This is a genomic window from Actinomadura sp. WMMB 499 (assembly GCF_008824145.1).
Lineage (GTDB): Bacteria > Actinomycetota > Actinomycetes > Streptosporangiales > Streptosporangiaceae > Spirillospora.
The window spans coordinates 372,684-390,900 of sequence record NZ_CP044407.1; the positions used below are offsets into that span (position 1 = coordinate 372,684).

Below are 18,217 nucleotides of genomic sequence, written 5' to 3' on the forward strand. Positions count from 1 at the left end.
CTGCGACCACCCGCCGGGGGCCGGAGGCAGGTCGGCAACCCGCCGGCCGGCAGGGCGGCCAGGGACGAGTGCCCGGCGAGCCCGAGATACAGCAGCGGCGCGATCGTGGCCCGCGGGCAACCGCCCGCTCCGGCACCGCGGCACGGCGGCCGACCTCGCGGCGCGCCGGGTGCTCGCCCGCCGTATGACCTACCGTTATTACCGTCCGATCAGTGAGCTGAGCGCGGGCCACGCCGTCACCCGCGGCGGTCCCGGAGACGGAGGCGGGGGCTTGACCGACCATCGCGATCTCGTGGCGGCGCTGCGGCGGGCCGGGGTGTCCGGAGTGGACGACTCCGCGCTCGCGCGCGCGATGTACTCGTCCGACGCGTCCCTGTACCGGGTGCCGCCCGCGGTGGTGGTGACGCCGCGCGAGGCGGGCGAACTGCCGGCGGCGCTGGCGGTGTGCCGGGAGTTCGGGGTGCCGCTGACGATGCGCGGCGGGGGCACCTCGATCGCGGGCAACGCGGTGGGGCCGGGCGTCGTCGCCGACGTGAGCCGGCACCTGAACCGGGTGCTGGAGGTCGACCCGGAGGCGGGGACGGCACTGGTCGAGCCGGGGATCGTCCAGGCGCGGCTGCACGAGATCGCGGGCGCGCACGGGCTGCGGTTCGGTCCCGATCCGTCGACCCGGACGCGGGCGACGCTCGGCGGGATGATCGGCAACAACGCGTGCGGCTCGCGGGCCCTCGGCTACGGCCGCACCAGCGACAACGTCCTGGGACTGGACGTGGTGACGGGGTCCGGCGAGCGGCTGCGGATCGGCGACGTCCCGGGCGGGTCGGACGCGGCCGCGCTGGACAGCCCGCTGCTGGAACGCCTGCGGGCCCTCACCGGTGACCGCCTCGCACTGATCCGGACGGAGTTCGGGCGGTTCGGGCGGCAGGTGTCGGCGTACTCGCTGGAGCATCTGCTGCCGGAGCGGCGGTTCGACGTCGCGCGGGCACTGGTGGGCAGCGAGGGCACGCTCGCGCTGACGCTGGCGGCACGGCTGCGGATGGTGCGGGAGCCGGAGCACCGGCTGCTGGTCGTGCTCGGCTACGGATCGATGGCCGAGGCCGCCGACGCCGTCCCGGCGATCCTGCCGCACGGCCCGGTCGCCTGCGAAGGGCTGGACTCGCGGATCACGAGCGTGGTGGCGGAGCGCCGGGGGCCCGGTGCCGTCCCCGAGCTGCCCAAGGGCTCGGGGTGGCTGCTGGTCGAGCTGGCCGGGCCGGACGCGGGCGTCCTGCACGGCACCGCGGCGCGGGTCGTCGCGGACTCGGACTGCACGGGGTCGATGCTCGTCGACGACATGGCCCTGGCGGACGCGCTGTGGCGGATCCGCGAGGACGGCTCGGGCCTCGTCGCCCGCACCCCGGACGGGGAGCAGGCGCACGCCGGGTGGGAGGACGCGGCCGTCCCGCCCGAGCGGCTCGGCGTCTACCTGCGCGAGTTCGAGGCGCTGCTCGGCGGGCACGGGCTGGCGGGCGTCCCGTACGGGCACTTCGGCGACGGCTGCGTGCACGTGCGCATCGACTTCCCGTTCGGCCGGGCGGGCGGGACGCGGGTGTTCCGCGACTTCCTCCAGGACGCGGCGGCGCTCGCCGCGCGGCACGGCGGAACGATGTCCGGCGAGCACGGGGACGGGCGGGCGCGCGGCGAGCTGCTCCCGCACATGTACTCCGGCGACGCCCTGGCGCTGTGCGCGGACGTCAAGGACCTGTTCGACCCCGACGGCGTCCTCAACCCCGGGATCATCGTGCGGCCCGCGCCGGTGGACGCCGACCTGCGGGCCGCGCGGGTGCCGCGCGCCACCCGCCGGGAGCTGCCGCTCGGGCTGGCCTACCGGGACGACCGGGGCGACCTGTCGCGGGCCGTCCACCGGTGCACCGGCATCGGCAAGTGCCGGGCCGACAACACGGGCGCGGGCGGCGTGATGTGCCCGTCCTATGTCGCGACGCGTGAGGAGAAGGACTCCACGCGCGGGGCGCGCGCGGGTGCTGCAGGAGGTCGTGTCCGGAAAGCTGCCGGACGGGTGGCGCTCGGAAGCCGTGCACGAAGTGCTGGACCTGTGCCTCTCTTGCAAGGGGTGCGCGTCCGACTGCCCGACCGGGATCGACATGGCCTCCTACAAGGCCGAGGCCCTGTACCAGCGGTACCGCCGCAGGATCCGCCCGCGCGCGCACTACGCGCTCGGGTGGCTGCCTCGGTGGACGCGCCTCGCCGCGCGCGCCCCCGCGACGATCCGTCCGGCGAACGCCGCGATGGGATCCCGGGCGCTGCGGCCGCTGGTGGCGTGGGCCGCCGGGATCGACCGGCGCCGGTCGCTGCCGGAGTTCGCCCCGACGACGTTCCGCCGCTGGTTCTCCTCGCACACCTCCCCGAGGGCCGGCACGGCGACGTCGTCCTGTTCGTGGACACCTTCACCGACGCGTTCTCCCCGGACGTCGGCAAGGCGACCGTCCGGGTGCTGGAGGACGCCGGCTACCGCGTCACCGTGACCGAACGGCCCGTGTGCTGCGGCATCACGTGGATCTCGACGGGGCAGCTGGACGGCGCCCGCGCCCAGGCCCGCCGCACCGTCCGGGCGCTGCTGCCGCACGTCCGGCGCGGTGCGAAGGTCGTCGGCATGGAGCCGTCCTGCACCGGCGTGCTCCGCTCGGACGCCGAGGAACTGCTCGACGGGGTCGACGCCGCCGCCGCGCGGGAGGTCGCCGCCGCGACGCGCACCCTCGCCGAACTGCTCGCCGAGACCGGCGGCTGGACCCCGCCCGACCTGTCGGGCGTGTCGGGGGTCGCGCAGCCGCACTGCCACCACCACGCGGTCATGGGCTGGCGGACGGACGCGGCGCTGCTGCGGGACGCGGGCGCGGACGTGCGCGGCGTCGGCGGCTGCTGCGGCCTCGCCGGGAACTTCGGCGTCGAGAAGGGACACCACGACGTGTCGGTGGCCGTCGCCGAGCACCGGCTGCTGCCCGCCGTCCGCGCGGCGGCGGACGGCGAGGTCGTCCTCGCCGACGGGTTCAGCTGCCGCACCCAGCTCGATTTCCTCGCCGGCCGGACGGGCGAGCACCTCGCCCAGCTCCTCGCCCGCCACCTGCGGGATTAGCAGACGGGCCGGGCCGGAACAAGGTCCGGCCCGCGCCCGCAAACGGCCACCCGAGCAGCGTCTCCGCGCGCCTTTCCGCCCCCCGCCGCATGGTGGAATACGTCCACGATCGAGGGCGGGGGTACCGGCATGCACGCAAGCGAGAGCGCGAGATCGAGCACCGCGTTGATCGCGGCTCTGAGCCCGATGTCGTTCACGGCGTGCGGAGAGCTGATCGTGGACGGGCGCGTCACGGAGTACGGCCTCGACCTCGCGAACCAGGACTGCCACAACTGATCGCTCCCGCCCCCTGCGGCCCGGACCCGCCACGGGCCACGGCATCCCGCCCGGTCGAGGAGCGCATGTGAACGAATGGAACGTCTCCGGTTTCGCCGAGGTCCGCGAGCTCGGGGCGGGCGCGCAGGGACGCGTCGTCCTGGCGCGGCACGAGGGGTCGGGCTTCCCGGTCGCGATCAAGTACGTGACGGTCCGCGCGGACGGCGCCCTCGCGATGCTGCGGCACGAGGCCGAGATGCTGGGCCGGGTGGACAGCCCGCACGTGGCGCGGCTGTACCGGCTGGTCGAGAGCGAGCACGGCGTCGCGATCGTGATGGAGGCGGTGGACGGCGCCTCCCTCAAGGCCGTCCTCGCCGAGCACGGACGGCTGGACCCGCTCGCCGCGCTGGCCGTCCTGAAGGGGTCGCTGCTCGGTCTCGCCGCGGCCCACGCCGTCGGCGTCGTCCACCGGGACTACAAGCCCGCGAACGTCGTGGTGCCCGAGGACGGGTGCAGCAAGCTGATCGACTTCGGTGTCGCGTCCACCGCCGGTACGGCGTCCGGCTCCGGGACGCCGTCCTACATGGCGCCCGAGCAGTGGCGCGGCCAGCAGGCCGACGCGTCCTGCGACGTCTACGCCGCGACCTGCGTCTTCTACGAGTGCGTGATGGGCGAACGCCCGTACCGCGCCGCCTCGCTGCCCGCGCTGCGGGCCGAGCATCTCACCCGGCCCGTCCCGCTGGAGGACTTCCCGGAACCGCTCCGCCCCCTGCTCGCCCGGGGGATGGCCAAGAACCCGGCGGCCCGCCAGGCGGACGCCGCCGAGTTCGCCGCGGAACTGGAGGCCGTCGCGACCGCCGCCTACGGGGACGACTGGGAGGGGCGCGGCGTGCGCGCCCTGGCCGCGAGCGCGGCGGCGCTGTCCCTGCTGTTCCCGCTCGCCGCCGCCGGGCTCTCGGCCCCGGCCGGAGCGGGCGCGGGCGGCGCACTCGCGGGCGGCGCCGGCACCGGGGCGGGCGGGACCGCCGCCGGGGCGAGCGGGGCCGGGGCGAGCGGGGCCGGCGCGGCGGGCGGAACGTCCGGAGGCGCGGCGGGCGGGGCAGCGCAGGCGTCCGCGGGCATCGCGGCCAAGGCCGGCGCGGCCAAGATCGCCCTCGTGGTGGCCGGCACGGTCGCCGCCGCGACGGGCGGCGTGGTCGCCTACGAGGCGACCCGGCCGGAGCCGCCGCCCGCGGCGACGAGGGAGGTCGAGGTGACCCTCGCGTCCTTGGACCAGGGCTATCCCGATCGGGCGCTCACGGTCCAGGACGGCCAGTACGCGCAGGTCACAGGCCTGCCGGACGCGTCGGTCCAGGCCTCGGCGAACCGGGCCCTGCGCGCCCCGCTCGACCAGGCGATCACCTTCTACAAGCAGTGGGGCGAGACCCCCGCCGCGCGCGCCGCCTGCGGCGCGGACACGAACGTCCTGAAGACCCGGGCCATCGTGGGCCTGCGCGGCCCGGATCTCGTGTCCGTCCGCTACGTTCCCGCCTTCGACGCCAGATGCGGTGCGGACGAGCGGCGCGAGTACCCCGCGTTCGCGGTCACGGTCGACCTGCGCGAGGGGCGGGCGCTCACGGCGGACGACATGTTCAAGCCCGCCTCGCTCGCGGAGGCGGGGATGACACGGCTCTGGGAGAGCATCCCCGAGGGGGCGGACAAGCAGCAGCTGCAACGCGGTTACAGCGGGTCGGGCGGCTTCTTCAACCCGTTCCGCCGCGAGGCCTTCTTCGAGCCCGACAACCGCCCCGCGTCCCCGCCCTGGGCCAGCACCTTCTTCGAGGAACAGCGGTTCACCCTGCTGTACGCCGGACAGGATCTCGGCCCGGCCTCCGAGGCGTTCGGACTCCACCGCACCAGCGCCTACGCCTTCCCCATCCCCTACGCGAAGGTCCGGGACCTGTTCAAGCCCGAACTGGCCGCGCTCCTCCCCCGCCCCTGACCCGCGACGGACGTCAGCGGCGAGTACGCGGCAGGCCCAGGGCGCGGGAGAGGGTGAGCGCGGTGGTGTGGACGGCCGGGGCGACGGCGGCCAGGCGCATGCCGGTGGACCAGCCGGACACCGACAGGGCACCGAGCGCCTCGCCGTCCGGGCCGAGAACGGGGCTGGCGGCGCACACGATGCCGTTGCCGGACTCCTCCCGGTCGTAGGCGACGCCCTCCCCGCGGATCCGCTCGAGTTCGCGGACGAGCAGGCCGGGCGCGGTGAGGCTGCGCCCGGTGGCCCGGACGAGCCCCGCGTCCAGGACGGTCCGGACGACGTCCGGCGGGGAGAACGCCAGGATCGCCTTGCCGACGCCCGTGACGTGCGCGGGGAGCCGGCCGCCGACCTGGGACGGCAGCGGCGGTCCGCCCGGCGAGCCGAGGATCTCCACGTAGACCACCTCGGCGCCCTCCAGGACCGCGAGGTGGACGGTCTGCCGGGTCGCCTCCCGCAGGTCCGACATGTACGGGACGGCGGCGTCGCGCAGCACCCGCTGGCGCGGCACCCGCTGCCCGATCTCGAACAGCCGCAGCCCGAGCCGGACGCGGGCGCCCTGCCGTTCGAGGAGACCGGCCTCGACGAGGTCGAGAGCGATGCGGTGCGCCGTCGACTTGGGCAGGCCGCTGCGGCGGGCCAGCTCGGCGGCGCCGAGCCCGTCGTCGTCCGCGCGGAACGCGGTCAGCACCGCGACGGCGCGCCGGAGAAAACTGTCATCGGACGACATGATTCCACTCTAGGAGAAGCGTCCCACCGTGCGGGACGGCCGCATTGCCGCACCGCCGCGCGCGCGGGCAGGCTCGAGACCGTCACCACGACGAAAGGACGGCCATGGACCCCGGTTCGGTGGAGAAGGCCGCGGGCGCGCTGCTTGACGCGTACGCCACCGGCACCCCCATCTCCCCCCTGACGACGGACTACCCCGACATGTCCATCGCCGACGCCTACGCCGTCCAGGCGGTGCAGGTGCGGGCGTGGACGGACGCGGGGGCGCGCGTCAAGGGCCACAAGGTCGGGCTGACCTCGGCGGCGATGCAGCGGCAGCTCGGCGTGAACTACCCCGACTCCGGCGTCCTGCTGGACTCGATGTTCCTGCCGGAGAACGACGCCATCGAGCGCAGCCGCTTCCTGCAGCCGCGGGTGGAGCCGGAGGTCGCGTTCGTCCTCGGCCGTCCCCTGTCCGGGCCCGGGGTGACCGCCGCGGACGCCGTCGGCGCCGTGGAGTACGTGCTGCCCGCGCTGGAGGTCATCGACTCCCGCATCGCGGACTGGAAGATCAAGCTGCCGGACACGATCGCCGACAACGCGTCCAGCGGCGGGGTCGTGCTCGGCACGCGGCCCGTCCGGCTGGACGGCCTCGACCTCGCGCTGATGGGCTGCCTGCTGCACCGCAACGGGAACCTGATCGACACCGGCGCCGGCGGCGCCGTGCTCGGCTCGCCGATCAACGCGCTGGTCTGGCTGGCCAACGTGCTCGGCGAGAACGGCGAGTCGCTGGAGGCCGGGCACGTCGTGCTGCCCGGCTCGATCACCGCGATGGTCCCGGTGGAGCCGGGCGACACCATGACCGCCACGTTCGCCGGAGTCGGTTCCGTGACCGCCCGGTTCGGAAGGGAGGACGCGTGAGCAAGCTCAGCGCCGCGATCGTCGGGCCGGGCAACATCGGCACCGACCTGCTGGTCAAGCTGCTGCGCAGCGACGTCATCGAGGTCCACTCGATGATCGGGGTGGACCCGGAGTCCGACGGCCTGGAGCGCGCCCGCACGATGGGCGTCCCGGCGTCGGCCGAGGGCGTGGACTGGCTGCTGGAGCAGCCGGAACTGCCCGACATCGTGTTCGAGGCGACCTCGGCGAAGGCGCACCTGGCGAACGCCCCGCGCTACGAGGCGGCCGGGATCACCGCGATCGACCTGACGCCCGCCGCGGCGGGCCCGTTCGTGTGCCCGCCGGTCAACCTGGACTCGCTGTCGGACGTCCCGAACCTCAACATGATCACGTGCGGCGGGCAGGCGACGATCCCGATCGTGCACGCGGTGTCGTCGGTCGTGCCGGTGCCGTACGCGGAGATCGTCGCGTCGATCGCGTCCCGCTCGGCCGGGCCGGGGACGCGCGCCAACATCGACGAGTTCACCCAGACGACCGCCGGTGCCATCGAGCGGGTCGGCGGCGCCGACCGGGGCAAGGCGATCATCATCCTGAACCCGGTCGACCCGCCGATGATCATGCGGGACACGGTGTTCTGCGCGATCCCCGCGGACGCCGACACCGGCGCGATCGCCGCGTCCGTCGAGAAGATGGTCGCTAGCGTCGCCGAGTACGTGCCCGGCTACACGCTGCGGGCCGAGCCGCAGTTCGACGAGCCCCGCGACATCTGGAACGGGATGGCCCGCGTCGCGGTGTTCCTCGAGGTCCGGGGCAACGGCGACTACCTGCCGCCCTGGGCCGGCAACCTCGACATCATGACCGCTGCCGCCGCCCGGGTCGGCGAGCAGCTCGCGCGCAGGAAGGCGGCATCATGACCACTCCGGAGACCACCGCCGACGCGGCGCAGAAGATCCGGATCACCGACTCGACGCTGCGCGACGGCAGCCACGCGATGGCGCACCGCTTCACCGAGGAGCAGGTCCGCGGCGTCGTCCACGCGCTGGACGGCGCGGGCGTCGAGGTCATCGAGGTGACGCACGGCGACGGGCTGGGCGGCTCGTCGTTCAACTACGGCTTCTCGCTCGAGGACGACATCAAGCTCGTCTCGGCCGCCGTGGACGAGGCGTCCCGCGCGAAGATCGCGGTGCTGATGCTGCCGGGCCTCGGCACCGTCGAGGACCTGCGCAAGGCGCACGGCGCGGGCGCCGCCGTCGCCCGGATCGCCACGCACTGCACCGAGGCGGACGTGTCGCTGCAGCACTTCGCCGCGGCCCGCGACCTCGGCATGGAGACGGTCGGCTTCCTGATGCTGTCGCACCGCGTCGGCCCGGACGAGCTTGCCAAGCAGGCCCGCATCATGGTCGACGGCGGCGCCCAGTGCGTGTACGTCGTCGACTCGGCGGGCGCGCTCGTCCTCGGCGACGCCCAGGAGCGGATCGGCGCGCTGGTCAAGGAGATCGGGCACGAGGCGCAGGTCGGCTTCCACGGCCACCAGAACCTGTCGCTGGGCGTGGCGAACTCGGTGCTGGCGCAGCAGAACGGCGCCCTGCAGATCGACGGCGCGCTGTGCGCGCTCGGCGCGGGCGCGGGCAACTCCCCCACCGAGGTGCTCGTGCCGACGTTCGAGCGGCTCGGCGTCCCGACGGGCGTGGACGTGCAGGGCGTGATGGCCGCCGCCGACGACGTGGTCAAGCCGTTCCTGCACCGGCTGCCGTTCGCCGACCGGGGCGCGATCACGCAGGGCTACGCGGGCGTCTACTCCAGCTTCCTGCTGCACGCCGAGCGCGCCGCGGAACGCTACGGGGTGCCCGCGCACGAGATCCTGCAGAAGGTCGGCGAGGCAGGTTACGTCGGCGGCCAGGAGGACATGATCATCGACGTGGCGCTCCAGCTCGCCGCCGAGCGCGACAAGGCGTCCGCCTGATCGGGCGCGACGCGGGAAGGGGCGGGGAGCTTCGCTCCCCGCCCCTTCCGGTTACCACCGCGGGCCGGTGGGGTGACGTTCAGACCGGCGTGGACGGGACGAGGGTCGCGGCGAGGTGGTCGCCGATGATCCAGCCGAAGCCGAGCGCGGCGAGCAGGCCGTTGCCGGACATGTAGCCCTCGGCGGACGGTCCGGAGACGCCGCACGCGGAGCCGCCGCCCGCGTACAGGCCGCCGATGGTCCCGCCGTCGCGGTGCCGCACCCGGCCCGTCTCGTCCACGAGCAGGCCGCCCTGCGTGGTGAGGACGCCGTGCGTCACCCGGCCCGCGTAGAGCGGGAAGCGGAGCGGGCCGTGGTCGACGCCGCGCGGATCGTCCTCGACCGAGACGGCGCGGAAGTCCGCGAGGGTCGCGGCGAGGGCGCCCGGCGGGAGGGCGAGGGCCGCCGCCAGGTCCGCCGGGGCGTCGTGGCGGGAGAAGGCACCGGCCGCGGCCGACTCGCGCATGAGCTCGGAGCGCATCGCGATCTCGTGCATCCGCTCGTCCCAGATCAGGACGGCCCGGCCGTCCGGGCGCGCCGCGACGAGGCGGCCCAGCTTGGAGTAGCCCTGGGCCTTCTCGTCGGCGAACCGGCGCCCGTCCGTCCCGACGAGGAGCGCGCCGAGGAACGGCAGGACGGGGTTGAGGCGGGTGCCGTGGCCCGGCACGACCATGCCGTGCCCGAGGAACGCGCCCATGTTGCGGACGGCCGCGCCCAGCCCGATCCCCCAGCCGATCGCGTCGCCGGTGCTGGTGGAGACGCCGCCGTAGAACGCGCCGCGCGCCCCGGGGCAGTGCTCGGCCATCATCGCGGCGCTGGCGGCGAACCCGTCGGCGGCCAGCACGACCGCGCGGGCCCGGACGCGGCGGAGGGCGCCGTTCTCCAGCACCTCGACGCCGGTGACCCGCCCGTCCTCCGTGACGAGGCCGGCGCCGGGGGTCTCGTCGACGAACGCGATGTTCGGCGCGGCGGCCACCGCGTCGCGGAGCGTCCGGACGAGCCGGGCGCCCCCGGCCCGCCCGGCGTCGGTGTGCAGGCGCGGGACGCTCTGGCCCGAGCGGGCCATGTCGCGGCCGAGCTCGACCGGGTGGCCGAGCTCGTCGGCGAGCCACTCCACGTACCGGGGCGCGGCCCGGCAGAGGGCGTGCACGATCGGCGCGGACGCGGCGTCGCCGCTGACGGCGAGGATGTCGCGGGCGTGCCGCTCCGGGGAGTCCGCGACGCCGGCGGCGCGCTGGAACCGGGTGCCGCCGGCGGCGAGGCTGCCGCTGGAGAACCGGGTGTTGCAGCCGTCGCGGGTGCTCTTCTCGTAGACGGCGACGACCAGGTCGCGGGCGCGGGCGGCGCGGAGCGCGGCGACGAGCCCGCACGCCCCGCCGCCGATCACCGCGACGTCGACCTCGTCGTCGAAGCCGCCTCGGGGGCCGCTTCGGGGGCCGGTCCGGGGGCCGGCTCCGGAGCGGTCGGCGGGCGTCACGTCTCGTCCCGGTAGTAGAAGCGGCGGGCCGCCGCGACCATGTCCGGATCGGGTTTCGCGAAGTACAGGCCGGTGCGGGGCGCGCGCAGGCCGGTGCGGCGGTACTGGACGGCGCGCGTCTCGGCGAGCGCGAGCGCGGTGCCGAGCGAGTCGATCACCGGGACGTCGTCCACGCGGGACACGCCCTGGTCGGCGAGGAACACGTTCAGCGGCCCCTCCCCCGGCACGATGACGTCCGCGCCGGCGGCGACGGCCCGCCGCGCGGCCGTCCGGAACGCCGCCAGCAGCGGCTCCGGGTCGGCGTAGGCGGCCATCACGTCGGTGAAGCCCCGCTCGACCTGGACGATCGGGCCGACCAGGGACCCGAACCCGTAGGCGTCCATGTTGCGGCGCAGCTGCGGTTCGAGCTCGGCGATGAAGTTGACGATGCCGACGCGCCGCCCGACGGTCGCCGCGTACGCGACGGACGCGTTGCCGAACGCCACGACCGGGATGTCGACGAGGGTGCGGATCTCCTCGAACCCGGTGTCGGGGATCGTCGCGACGAGGAACGCGTCGTAGCCCTCCTCCTCGGCGCGGAGCGCGGCCCGGACGAACTGCTCCCGGTGCAGGTTCGTCAGGTACAGGTGCCCGATGTGGACGCCCGGATACGAGCCGGGGTAGGTGCCGGGGGCCATCCCGTGCAGGTCGACGGACGTACCCGGCCGGGCGGCCGACGACAGGTGCCGGTGCAGCGCGTCGCGGTAGTGCGGCACGTCGTCCAGGACGGTGAAGCTCTGGTGCCAGATCCGCATCAGCGCGCCCCCGCCGCCTCGGTGCCCGCGATGCGGCCGAACACGGCGCCGCGCAGGACGGATGTCGAACCGGTGTAGTTCGTGTAGTACATCCCGGTCAGCTCGCCCGCCGCGTACAGGCCGGCGATCGGGGCGCCGTCGGTGTCCAGGACCTCGGCGCGGTCGCTCGTCTTCAGGCCGCCGAACGTGAAGACGTTCGAGGCGATGATCGGGTACGCGTGGAAGGGCGCCTTCTCGATCGGCCGCGCCCAGTTCGACTTCGGCGGGACGAGTCCCTCGGTCGCGAGCCCGTCGGTCTCGAGGGGGCGGAACCCGCCGTCCGTGCACGCCGCGTTGTAGGCGGCGACCGTCTCGGCGAGGGCGTCCGCCGGGATCTCCAGCCGCACCGCGAGTTCCTCCAGCGTGCCGCCGGTGACGGCGGGCCGGTCGGTGCGCACGGCGGCCTGCAGATTCGGGACGTCCGCGCTGCCCGCGTCGAAGACCGCGTAGCCGATGCCGTCCGGCTGGGCGTGGATCCGCCGGGCGACCCTCTCGTACCAGGCGTCCACCGGGCCGGGGGCCTCGTCGGTGAACCGGCGGCCGTCCCTGTTCACGAGGATGCCGTACGGGAACGAGAAGATCGCGGCCTCGGCGGCGCCGGAGCGGGGGTCGACGGGCTCGGCGTGGAAGTACGCGAAGTCCCCGGCGGTCGCGGCGCCCGCGGCCAGGGCCATGAGCAGGCCCTCGCCCTTGTTGTAGTGGCCGCCGCGCGCGACCGGGCGGGTGAGCCGCCCGCCGCGCCCGTGGTAGCGGGCCATCAGCTCCGCGCTGCCCTCGAAGCCGCCGCAGGCCAGGACGACCCGGCCGCGCAGCTCACCGCCCGACGTGCGGACCCCGGTGACGCGGCCGTCCGCGCGCAGCAGCTCGCGGGCCGTGGTCTCGTGGTGGAACGCGACGCCGAGCCGCTCGGCCGCCGCCGTCAGCGCCTCGACCAGCGCGAGGCCGCCGCCGACCGGCATGAGCCGCGTCGTGGAGGTGGTGAGGAACGCGGTGGCGAGCCGCTCGAACCGGACGCCGTGCCCGGCGATCCAGCGCAGCGTCGGGCCGGCCCGCTCGGCGAGCGTCGCGACGACCTGCGGGTCGGCGACGCTCATCGACCGCAGCGGCGCCGACCAGGACGCCGGGTCGCGCAGCGACTCGACCAGCAGCCCCGGATCGGGGTGCCCCTGGAAGTCGCCGAGCAGCTTCTCCTCGAAGTCGTCCGACACCTCGTCGATCGACTTCATGCGCAGGAACGCCTCGGTGTGGCGGGTGTTGCCGCCCGCGTCGCCGCGCGGCGCCCGCTCGGCCACCGCGACCCGCGCCCCGGCCTCGGCCGCCGCGACCGCCGCCGTGAGCCCCGCCACGCCCGCGCCGACGACGACCACGTCGAAATCGGTCATGTCTCCCCTCACAGCCCGGCGATGACGTCGGCGGACGCGCGCACGTCAGCGAACATCGGCAGGATCTTCCGGACGGCGACGTCGTGCAGCTCCGGGTCGAACGAGGCGCACATGTCCTCGACGACGGTGACGGCGAGGCCGCTGTCGACGGCCGTCCGGGCGGTCGACTCCACGACGAGGTTGGTCGCGACGCCGCCGAGCACGACGTGCCGCGCCCCGGCGCCGAGCAGCATCTCCAGCAGCGGCGTCCCGGCGAACGCGCCGACGCCGCCTTTGTCTACGACCGGCTCGGCCGGCAGCGGCGCCAGCCCGCTCACGATGCGGGCGCCCGGCGCGTCCCGCAGCATGGCCCGCTCGCGCGGGTAGGCGTCGAACCGCGCCGACCGGTTGGTGCGCAGCTCGTAGGACGGGTCGAACGCGAGCCGGACGTGCACCACGTACAGTCCGGCGTCGCGGGCGGCGGTGAGGGTCTTCTCGGCGGCGGCGAGGACGCCGCGCCGCTCCACCTGCTCGACCAGGGCGGGCATCCGCATGTGCTCGCCCCGCTCGCACAGCGCGACCTGGTAGTCGAGCATCAGCAGGGCCGTACGGTCGGTCATCTCGGTTCCTTCTCGGGTCGGTTCCTTCTCGGGTCGGTTCAGGTCGGTCGGTTCGGGCCGGTGGTAACCGGCCGGCCGGTCCGGGGTCACCACGCGGACCAGCCGCCGTCGACGTAGACGATCTGGCCGGTCATGTAGCGGCCCGCGTCGGAGGCCAGGAGCAGCAGCGGACCGTCCAGGTCCGGGCCGGGCTCGCCGAGCCGGCCGAGCATGGTGCGCTCGCGCATCCAGCGGAGCCGCTCGGGGTCGTCGCCGAGCGGCGCGGTCATCTCGGTCGGGTAGAACACGGCGGGCGCGAGGCAGTTGACGGTCACCCCGCGCGGGCCGAACTCGGCGGCCATCGACCGCGTCAGGTTCGCGACCCCGGCCTTGGACGCGTAGTACGCCGACTCCGGGACGGGCCCGACGCGCTCGGCGTAGACCGTCGAGAAGTTCACGATCGCGCCGCGCCCGCGCTCGGTCATCCGGCGCCCGGCGGCCCGGTTGAGCAGCCAGGTGCCGGTCAGGTTGACGTCGAGGACGCGCCGCCACTCCTCGGCCGAGGTCTCCTGGACGTCCTTGCGCAGCATCACCCCGGCCGCGTTCACCAGGACGTCGAGGCGCCCGTCGGGGTCGGCGGCGTGCGCGACGAGCGTCTCCACCTGGTCCTCGCGGGTGACGTCGAAGCGCAGCGCGCGGGCACGCGCGTTCCCGGCCCGGAGCATGCCGAGAGTCGCGTCGAGGTCGGCGCCGCGCGACGGCAGGTCCGCGACGATCACCTCGGCCCCGCGCCGGGCGAGGGCGAGCGCCGCGTACGCACCGAGGCCGCCCCGCGCCGCGCCGGTGACGAGCGCGCGCCGCCCCGTCAGGTCGAACATGTCGGTCATGGCGCGCTCTCCTCGCTCGCGCCGGCCCCGGCGAGCCGGCCGAAGATCGCCGACTTGCCGAGGGACGTGCCGGTCACGTAGCCCGCGCCGTGGAACCCGCCGGTGACCTCTCCGGCGGCGAACAGGCCCGGGATCGGGTCGCCGTAGACGTCCAGGACCCGCGTGTCCGCGTCGACCGTGACGCCGCCGTAGGTCGCGAGCATCACGGCGGTGCTGGGGTAGCCGTAGTACGGCGGCGTGCCGATCGGGCGGGGCGTGCCGACGTCGCCCGACAGGGTGCGGCGCCCGAACGGGTCGGGCCCGCCGGTGGCGATCGCGGTGTTGTAGGCGTCGACGGACGCCTGCAGCCGGTCGCCCGGGATCCCGAGCCCGTCGGCCAGGCCCGCGAGCGTGTCCGCCCGCTGGATCTGCCCGGCCCGGAGCCGCGGCGCGAAGTCGTAGATCGGCACCTGCGGGTCCGCCAGGTCGAGCACGGGCGCGTCGAAGATCTGGAACGCGACGCCCTCCGGCTGCGCCAGGCAGGCGTCCCCGATCTCCTTGTACGGCAGCGATTCGTCGGTGAACCGTTCGCCGAGGCCGTTCACCGCGACCGCGCCCTTGTAGACGGCCAGCAGCCCGTGGCCCTCCTCGGCGGACGACGGCCACGGGAAGACGCCGAACGTCGCCTTGATGTACGGCAGGTCGGCGAGCCCGGCGCCGAGCGAGCAGGCCATCCGCAGCCCGTCACCGGTGCTGCCCGCGCCGCCCGCCTTGATCGCCTTCTCCATGCCGGGGGCGAACCGGGCCAGCAGCGCCGGGCTGCGGGAGAAGCCGCCGGTGGCCAGCACCACCGCGCCGGCCTCGACGTGCTCCTCGCCGTCCCGGGAGCGGACGCGCAGCCCGCCGACCCTGCCGCCGGTCACGACCGGCCGCTCGGCCGCGCACCCGAGCCGGATCCGCGCGCCGCGCCCGCGGGCCAGCCGCAGCAGCGTCTCGATCGCCGCCGCCGTGTCGACCGGATGCGAGCGCGGCACCGACTGCCCGGACGCGGCGCGCGGCGCGCCGAACTCGACGCCCAGCGACCGCAGCCACCGGTACGTCCCGAGCTGCTCCCGGCAGTAGGCGTCCACGAGGGACGGGTCGTTCCGATGCCGTCCGGTCTCCAGCAGGTCCCGGCGCAGCAGCTCCACGTCGTCCGCGACGCCCGCCGCCGCCTGCTCGTCCGTCCCGGCGTAGGCGTTGAGGCCGGAGCTGAGGACGGTGCTGCCGCCCGGCGTCGCCGTCTTCTCCAGCAGCAGCACCGACGCGCCGGACTCGGCCGCCGCGGCCGCCGCGGCGGCGCCCGCGAGCCCGCCGCCGACGACCGCGACGTCGTACCGGACGGTCATCGGCCGTACCGCCCGTCGATCTCGGTGTAGGCGCCGAGGCCGAAGAGGCTCTGCCGCTCGGCCCACGGCAGCAGCCGGTCCGCGCGGGTGCGGGTCTCGCCCTCGGCCCGCAGGTGCGCGAGTGCCTCCCGCCCGGCCTGCATCATGCTGCGCATCAGGTAGTTGGCGAACAGCGCGACGCGGAAGCCCAGCTCGCCGAGTTCGGCCGTACCCAGCTCGGGCGTCTTGCCGCCCTCCACGATGTTGGCGATCAGCGGGATCCCGGCCAGTTCCCGGCCGATCGCCCGCATCTCCGCCACTCCGCGCGGCGCCTCGACGAAGATCACCTCGGCGCCCGCCGCCGCGTACGCGCGGGCCCGCCGGATCGCCTCGTCCAGGCCGTGGACGCCGCGCGCGTCGGTGCGGGCCACGAGCACCGGCCCGTCGTCGCCCCCCGCGTCCAGCGCGGCCCGGATCTTGGCGGTCATCTCTTCCACGGTGATCAGCCGGTGGTCGTCGAAGTGGCCGCACCGCTTGTCGAGCACCTGGTCCTCGAGCTGGACGGCCGCCGCTCCCGCCGCGTCGAGCATCCGGATCGTGCGCATCACCGCGAGCGGGCCGCCGTAACCGGTGTCGGCGTCCACGATCACCGGCAGGCCGGTGGCCCCGGCGAGCCGCTGCACGTGGTCGGCGACCTCCCGCTGGGAGATCAGCCCGATGTCGGGCAGCCCGTACTGGGCGTTGGCGAGCCCGGCACCGGTCAGGTACGCGGTCTCGAACCCGGCCTCCTCGACCAGCCGCAGCCCGGCGGCGTCCGTCACGCCCGGCGCGACGACCACCCGGTCGGACGCGAGCAGCGCCCGCAGGTCCGCCCGCCGTTCGCGGGCCGTCCGCCCAGGCAGGATCGCGTGCGTCACAGGTGCACCGCCGGGACGTCGTCGGCGCCGAGTTCGAGGGCTCCGTGGGCGCGGCCGAGCGGGTCGGCCAGCAGGAACGCGTGGCCGATCGCGGCGGTCACGTCCTGGAACCGGCGGTGCAGCGGGTGGTCGGTGTAGGCGGTGCGGCCGCTGGAGACCCGCATGAGCCGGGTGACGGCGGCGCCCGCGTCCTGGGCGGAGCGGGCCAGCGCGTAGCGGTGCCGGGCGCGGGTCGCGCGGTCCGGCCACTCCCCCGCCTCGGCGATCGCGGTGAGCTCGGCGGCGACCGCGCGGAGCCCGGTGATGCCGCTGTCGACGACGTAGGCGTTCTCGGCGAGGTGCCGCTGCGTGAGGTGGTCCTCGCGGACGGCGCCGGCGGGGGTGCGGCGGTCGCGGGTGGCGTCCGTCCAGGCGTCCACGAAGCCGCGCGCGGCGCCGAGCGCGCCCGCCGCGATGATCGCGTTGAACACGACCGCCCACGGCAGCCGGTAGAGGGCACCGGGGTTGGTCTCGCGGCCGGGCAGCGGCACCCCCAGGTGGTAGGTGTAGTCGACGTGCGACTGGGCGCGGTGCGCCGGGACGAACGCGGCGTCGACCACGATGTCGTTGCTGCCGGTCGCGGCCAGCCCGGCGGTGTGCCAGGTGTCCTCGATCGCGTACTGGTCGCGGTCGAGGATGACGGACACGAAGTCGGCGACGGGCGTGCCGTGCCAGTCGCGCTCGCCCGCGATGCCGCCGAGGACGACCCCGTCGGTGTGCAGGCAGCCGGACGAGAACGACCAGCGGCCCGACACCCGGTAGCCGCCGTCGGCGCGCTCGACCCTGCCGGTCGGGGTGTAGGACGACGCGAGGGTGCGGCCGGGGTCCTCGCCCCAGATCTCGCGCTGCGCCTCCTCGGGGAACAGCGCGACCTGCCAGGGGTGGACGCCGACGACGGCGGTGACCCACCCGGCGGCGGGCGCGGCGCGGCCGGCCTCGACGATCGCGGCGAGGAACTCGGCGAGGGTGGTCTCGGCGCCGCCCCAGCGGGCGGGCTGCAGGGCGCGCAGCACGCCGGTGTCCTGGAGCTGCTTCCAGGCGACGTCGGTCAGCCTGCGCTGCCGCGCGCCCGCCGCGTCCTCCGCGGCCAGGACGGGCGCGGCCGCGCGCACGGCGTCGACGATGGACATGGGTCCCCCAATGTCATGTATCACTTACTACAGGGAAATGGGCATGAGGCGGCCCCGTACGGAACCGGGCCGGGCGGTCAGGAGGCCAGCGGTTCCCGGTAGCCGCCGTAGCCGCCCCGGTAGAAGATCAGCGGTCCGCCGGTCGCGCGCACGCCGAAGTCGACGACGCGGCCGAGCGCGAGGAAGTGGTCGCCCGCCTCGGTGACCCGCTCGAGGCGGCAGTCGATCCAGGAGAGGGCGTCGGCCAGGACGGGCGAGCCCGTCGGGCCGGGGGTCCAGTCGAGCGCGGCGAACTTGTCGGCGCCGCGCGTGGCGAACCGGCGGCAGACGTCCTGGTGCTCCTCGCCCAGCACGTTCACGCAGAACCGGCCCGCCTTCCGGATGCGCGGCCAGGTGGTCGACCCGGCGTCGGGGAAGAAGCCGACCAGGGCCGGCCGCAGCGACACCGAGGTGAACGAGCCGACGGCCATGCCGACCGGCTCGCCTTCTCCGGGGGGTCCGTGCATCGCCGTGACGGCCACCACGCCCGTCGGGTAGTGGGACAGTGCGCTCCGCAGCGTGTCCGGCGCGATCTCCGGGGCGGCGGTGTCTCGGACGGTCATCGGTGCTCCTTTCG

At 75.3% G+C, this 18,217-nt stretch carries 15 protein-coding genes; 5 read left to right on the forward strand and 10 right to left on the reverse strand.

Annotation, left to right across the window (positions count from 1 at the left end; genetic code table 11):
- Window positions 1-271: 271 nt before the first annotated feature.
- Both F7P10_RS01775 and F7P10_RS01780 read left to right on the forward strand, forming a co-directional pair.
- The gene (locus F7P10_RS01775; RefSeq protein WP_254716356.1) at window positions 272-3,130 is read left to right on the forward strand and encodes an FAD-binding and (Fe-S)-binding domain-containing protein; all 2,859 of its coding nucleotides are present in this window, start codon (window positions 272-274) and stop codon (window positions 3,128-3,130) included.
- A gap of 343 nt (window positions 3,131-3,473) precedes the next feature.
- Entirely contained in the window at window positions 3,474-5,366 is a 1,893-nt protein-coding gene (locus tag F7P10_RS01780; RefSeq protein WP_151007762.1) for a serine/threonine-protein kinase, read from the forward strand.
- Window positions 5,367-5,379: 13 nt separating this feature from the next.
- Here F7P10_RS01780 and F7P10_RS01785 read toward each other — a convergent pair whose 3' ends face one another.
- A complete protein-coding gene (locus F7P10_RS01785; protein WP_151007763.1) occupies window positions 5,380-6,132 on the reverse strand; it encodes an IclR family transcriptional regulator in 753 nt (250 codons plus the stop codon).
- A gap of 104 nt (window positions 6,133-6,236) precedes the next feature.
- On the opposite strand from F7P10_RS01785, the gene F7P10_RS01790 reads away from it, so the two are divergent.
- Genes F7P10_RS01790 through dmpG form a run of 3 tightly spaced genes read left to right on the forward strand, consistent with a single transcriptional unit; the run spans window position 6,237 to window position 8,973 of the window.
- Window positions 6,237-7,031 carry a 2-keto-4-pentenoate hydratase gene (locus tag F7P10_RS01790; protein WP_151007764.1) on the forward strand — a complete coding sequence of 265 codons (795 nt, stop codon included), beginning with the start codon at window positions 6,237-6,239 and terminating at the stop codon, window positions 7,029-7,031.
- Entirely contained in the window at window positions 7,028-7,924 is an 897-nt protein-coding gene (locus F7P10_RS01795) for an acetaldehyde dehydrogenase (acetylating) (protein WP_151007765.1), read from the forward strand. Before F7P10_RS01790 ends, F7P10_RS01795 begins: the two co-directional genes overlap by 4 nt.
- Window positions 7,921-8,973: a 4-hydroxy-2-oxovalerate aldolase gene (gene dmpG, locus F7P10_RS01800; protein ID WP_151007766.1), complete on the forward strand. Its 1,053-nt coding sequence runs from the start codon at window positions 7,921-7,923 to the stop codon at window positions 8,971-8,973. The genes F7P10_RS01795 and dmpG overlap by 4 nt, the downstream gene beginning before the upstream one ends.
- 79 nt (window positions 8,974-9,052) lie before the next feature.
- Here the strand turns inward: dmpG and F7P10_RS01805 are convergent, their stop codons facing one another.
- The 9 genes from F7P10_RS01805 to F7P10_RS01845 form a co-directional block, all read right to left on the reverse strand.
- Complete coding sequence (locus F7P10_RS01805; RefSeq protein WP_151007767.1) at window positions 9,053-10,489, reverse strand: FAD-binding protein; 1,437 nt, start codon at window positions 10,487-10,489, stop codon at window positions 9,053-9,055.
- A complete protein-coding gene (locus F7P10_RS01810) occupies window positions 10,486-11,283 on the reverse strand; it encodes an aspartate/glutamate racemase family protein (RefSeq protein ID WP_151007768.1) in 798 nt (265 codons plus the stop codon). The genes F7P10_RS01805 and F7P10_RS01810 overlap by 4 nt, the downstream gene beginning before the upstream one ends.
- Entirely contained in the window at window positions 11,283-12,704 is a 1,422-nt protein-coding gene (locus tag F7P10_RS01815) for an FAD-dependent oxidoreductase (protein WP_151007769.1), read from the reverse strand. The genes F7P10_RS01810 and F7P10_RS01815 overlap by 1 nt, the downstream gene beginning before the upstream one ends.
- Window positions 12,705-12,712: 8 nt before the next feature.
- On the reverse strand, window positions 12,713-13,303 hold the full coding sequence (locus tag F7P10_RS01820) for a cysteine hydrolase family protein (protein ID WP_151007770.1): 591 nt from the start codon (window positions 13,301-13,303) through the stop codon (window positions 12,713-12,715).
- Window positions 13,304-13,389: 86 nt separating this feature from the next.
- Entirely contained in the window at window positions 13,390-14,169 is a 780-nt protein-coding gene (locus F7P10_RS01825) for an SDR family NAD(P)-dependent oxidoreductase (RefSeq protein ID WP_151007771.1), read from the reverse strand.
- Window positions 14,166-15,536 carry an FAD-dependent oxidoreductase gene (locus F7P10_RS01830; RefSeq protein ID WP_151007772.1) on the reverse strand — a complete coding sequence of 457 codons (1,371 nt, stop codon included), beginning with the start codon at window positions 15,534-15,536 and terminating at the stop codon, window positions 14,166-14,168. Before F7P10_RS01830 ends, F7P10_RS01825 begins: the two co-directional genes overlap by 4 nt.
- The gene (locus F7P10_RS01835) at window positions 15,533-16,432 is read right to left on the reverse strand and encodes an oxaloacetate decarboxylase (RefSeq protein ID WP_151007773.1); all 900 of its coding nucleotides are present in this window, start codon (window positions 16,430-16,432) and stop codon (window positions 15,533-15,535) included. The genes F7P10_RS01830 and F7P10_RS01835 overlap by 4 nt, the downstream gene beginning before the upstream one ends.
- On the reverse strand, window positions 16,429-17,601 hold the full coding sequence (locus F7P10_RS01840) for an acyl-CoA dehydrogenase family protein (protein WP_151007774.1): 1,173 nt from the start codon (window positions 17,599-17,601) through the stop codon (window positions 16,429-16,431). The genes F7P10_RS01835 and F7P10_RS01840 overlap by 4 nt, the downstream gene beginning before the upstream one ends.
- A gap of 77 nt (window positions 17,602-17,678) precedes the next feature.
- Window positions 17,679-18,203, reverse strand: coding sequence for a flavin reductase family protein (locus F7P10_RS01845; protein WP_151007775.1), 525 nt, complete (start codon window positions 18,201-18,203; stop codon window positions 17,679-17,681).
- Between the last annotated feature and the right edge of the window lie 14 nt (window positions 18,204-18,217).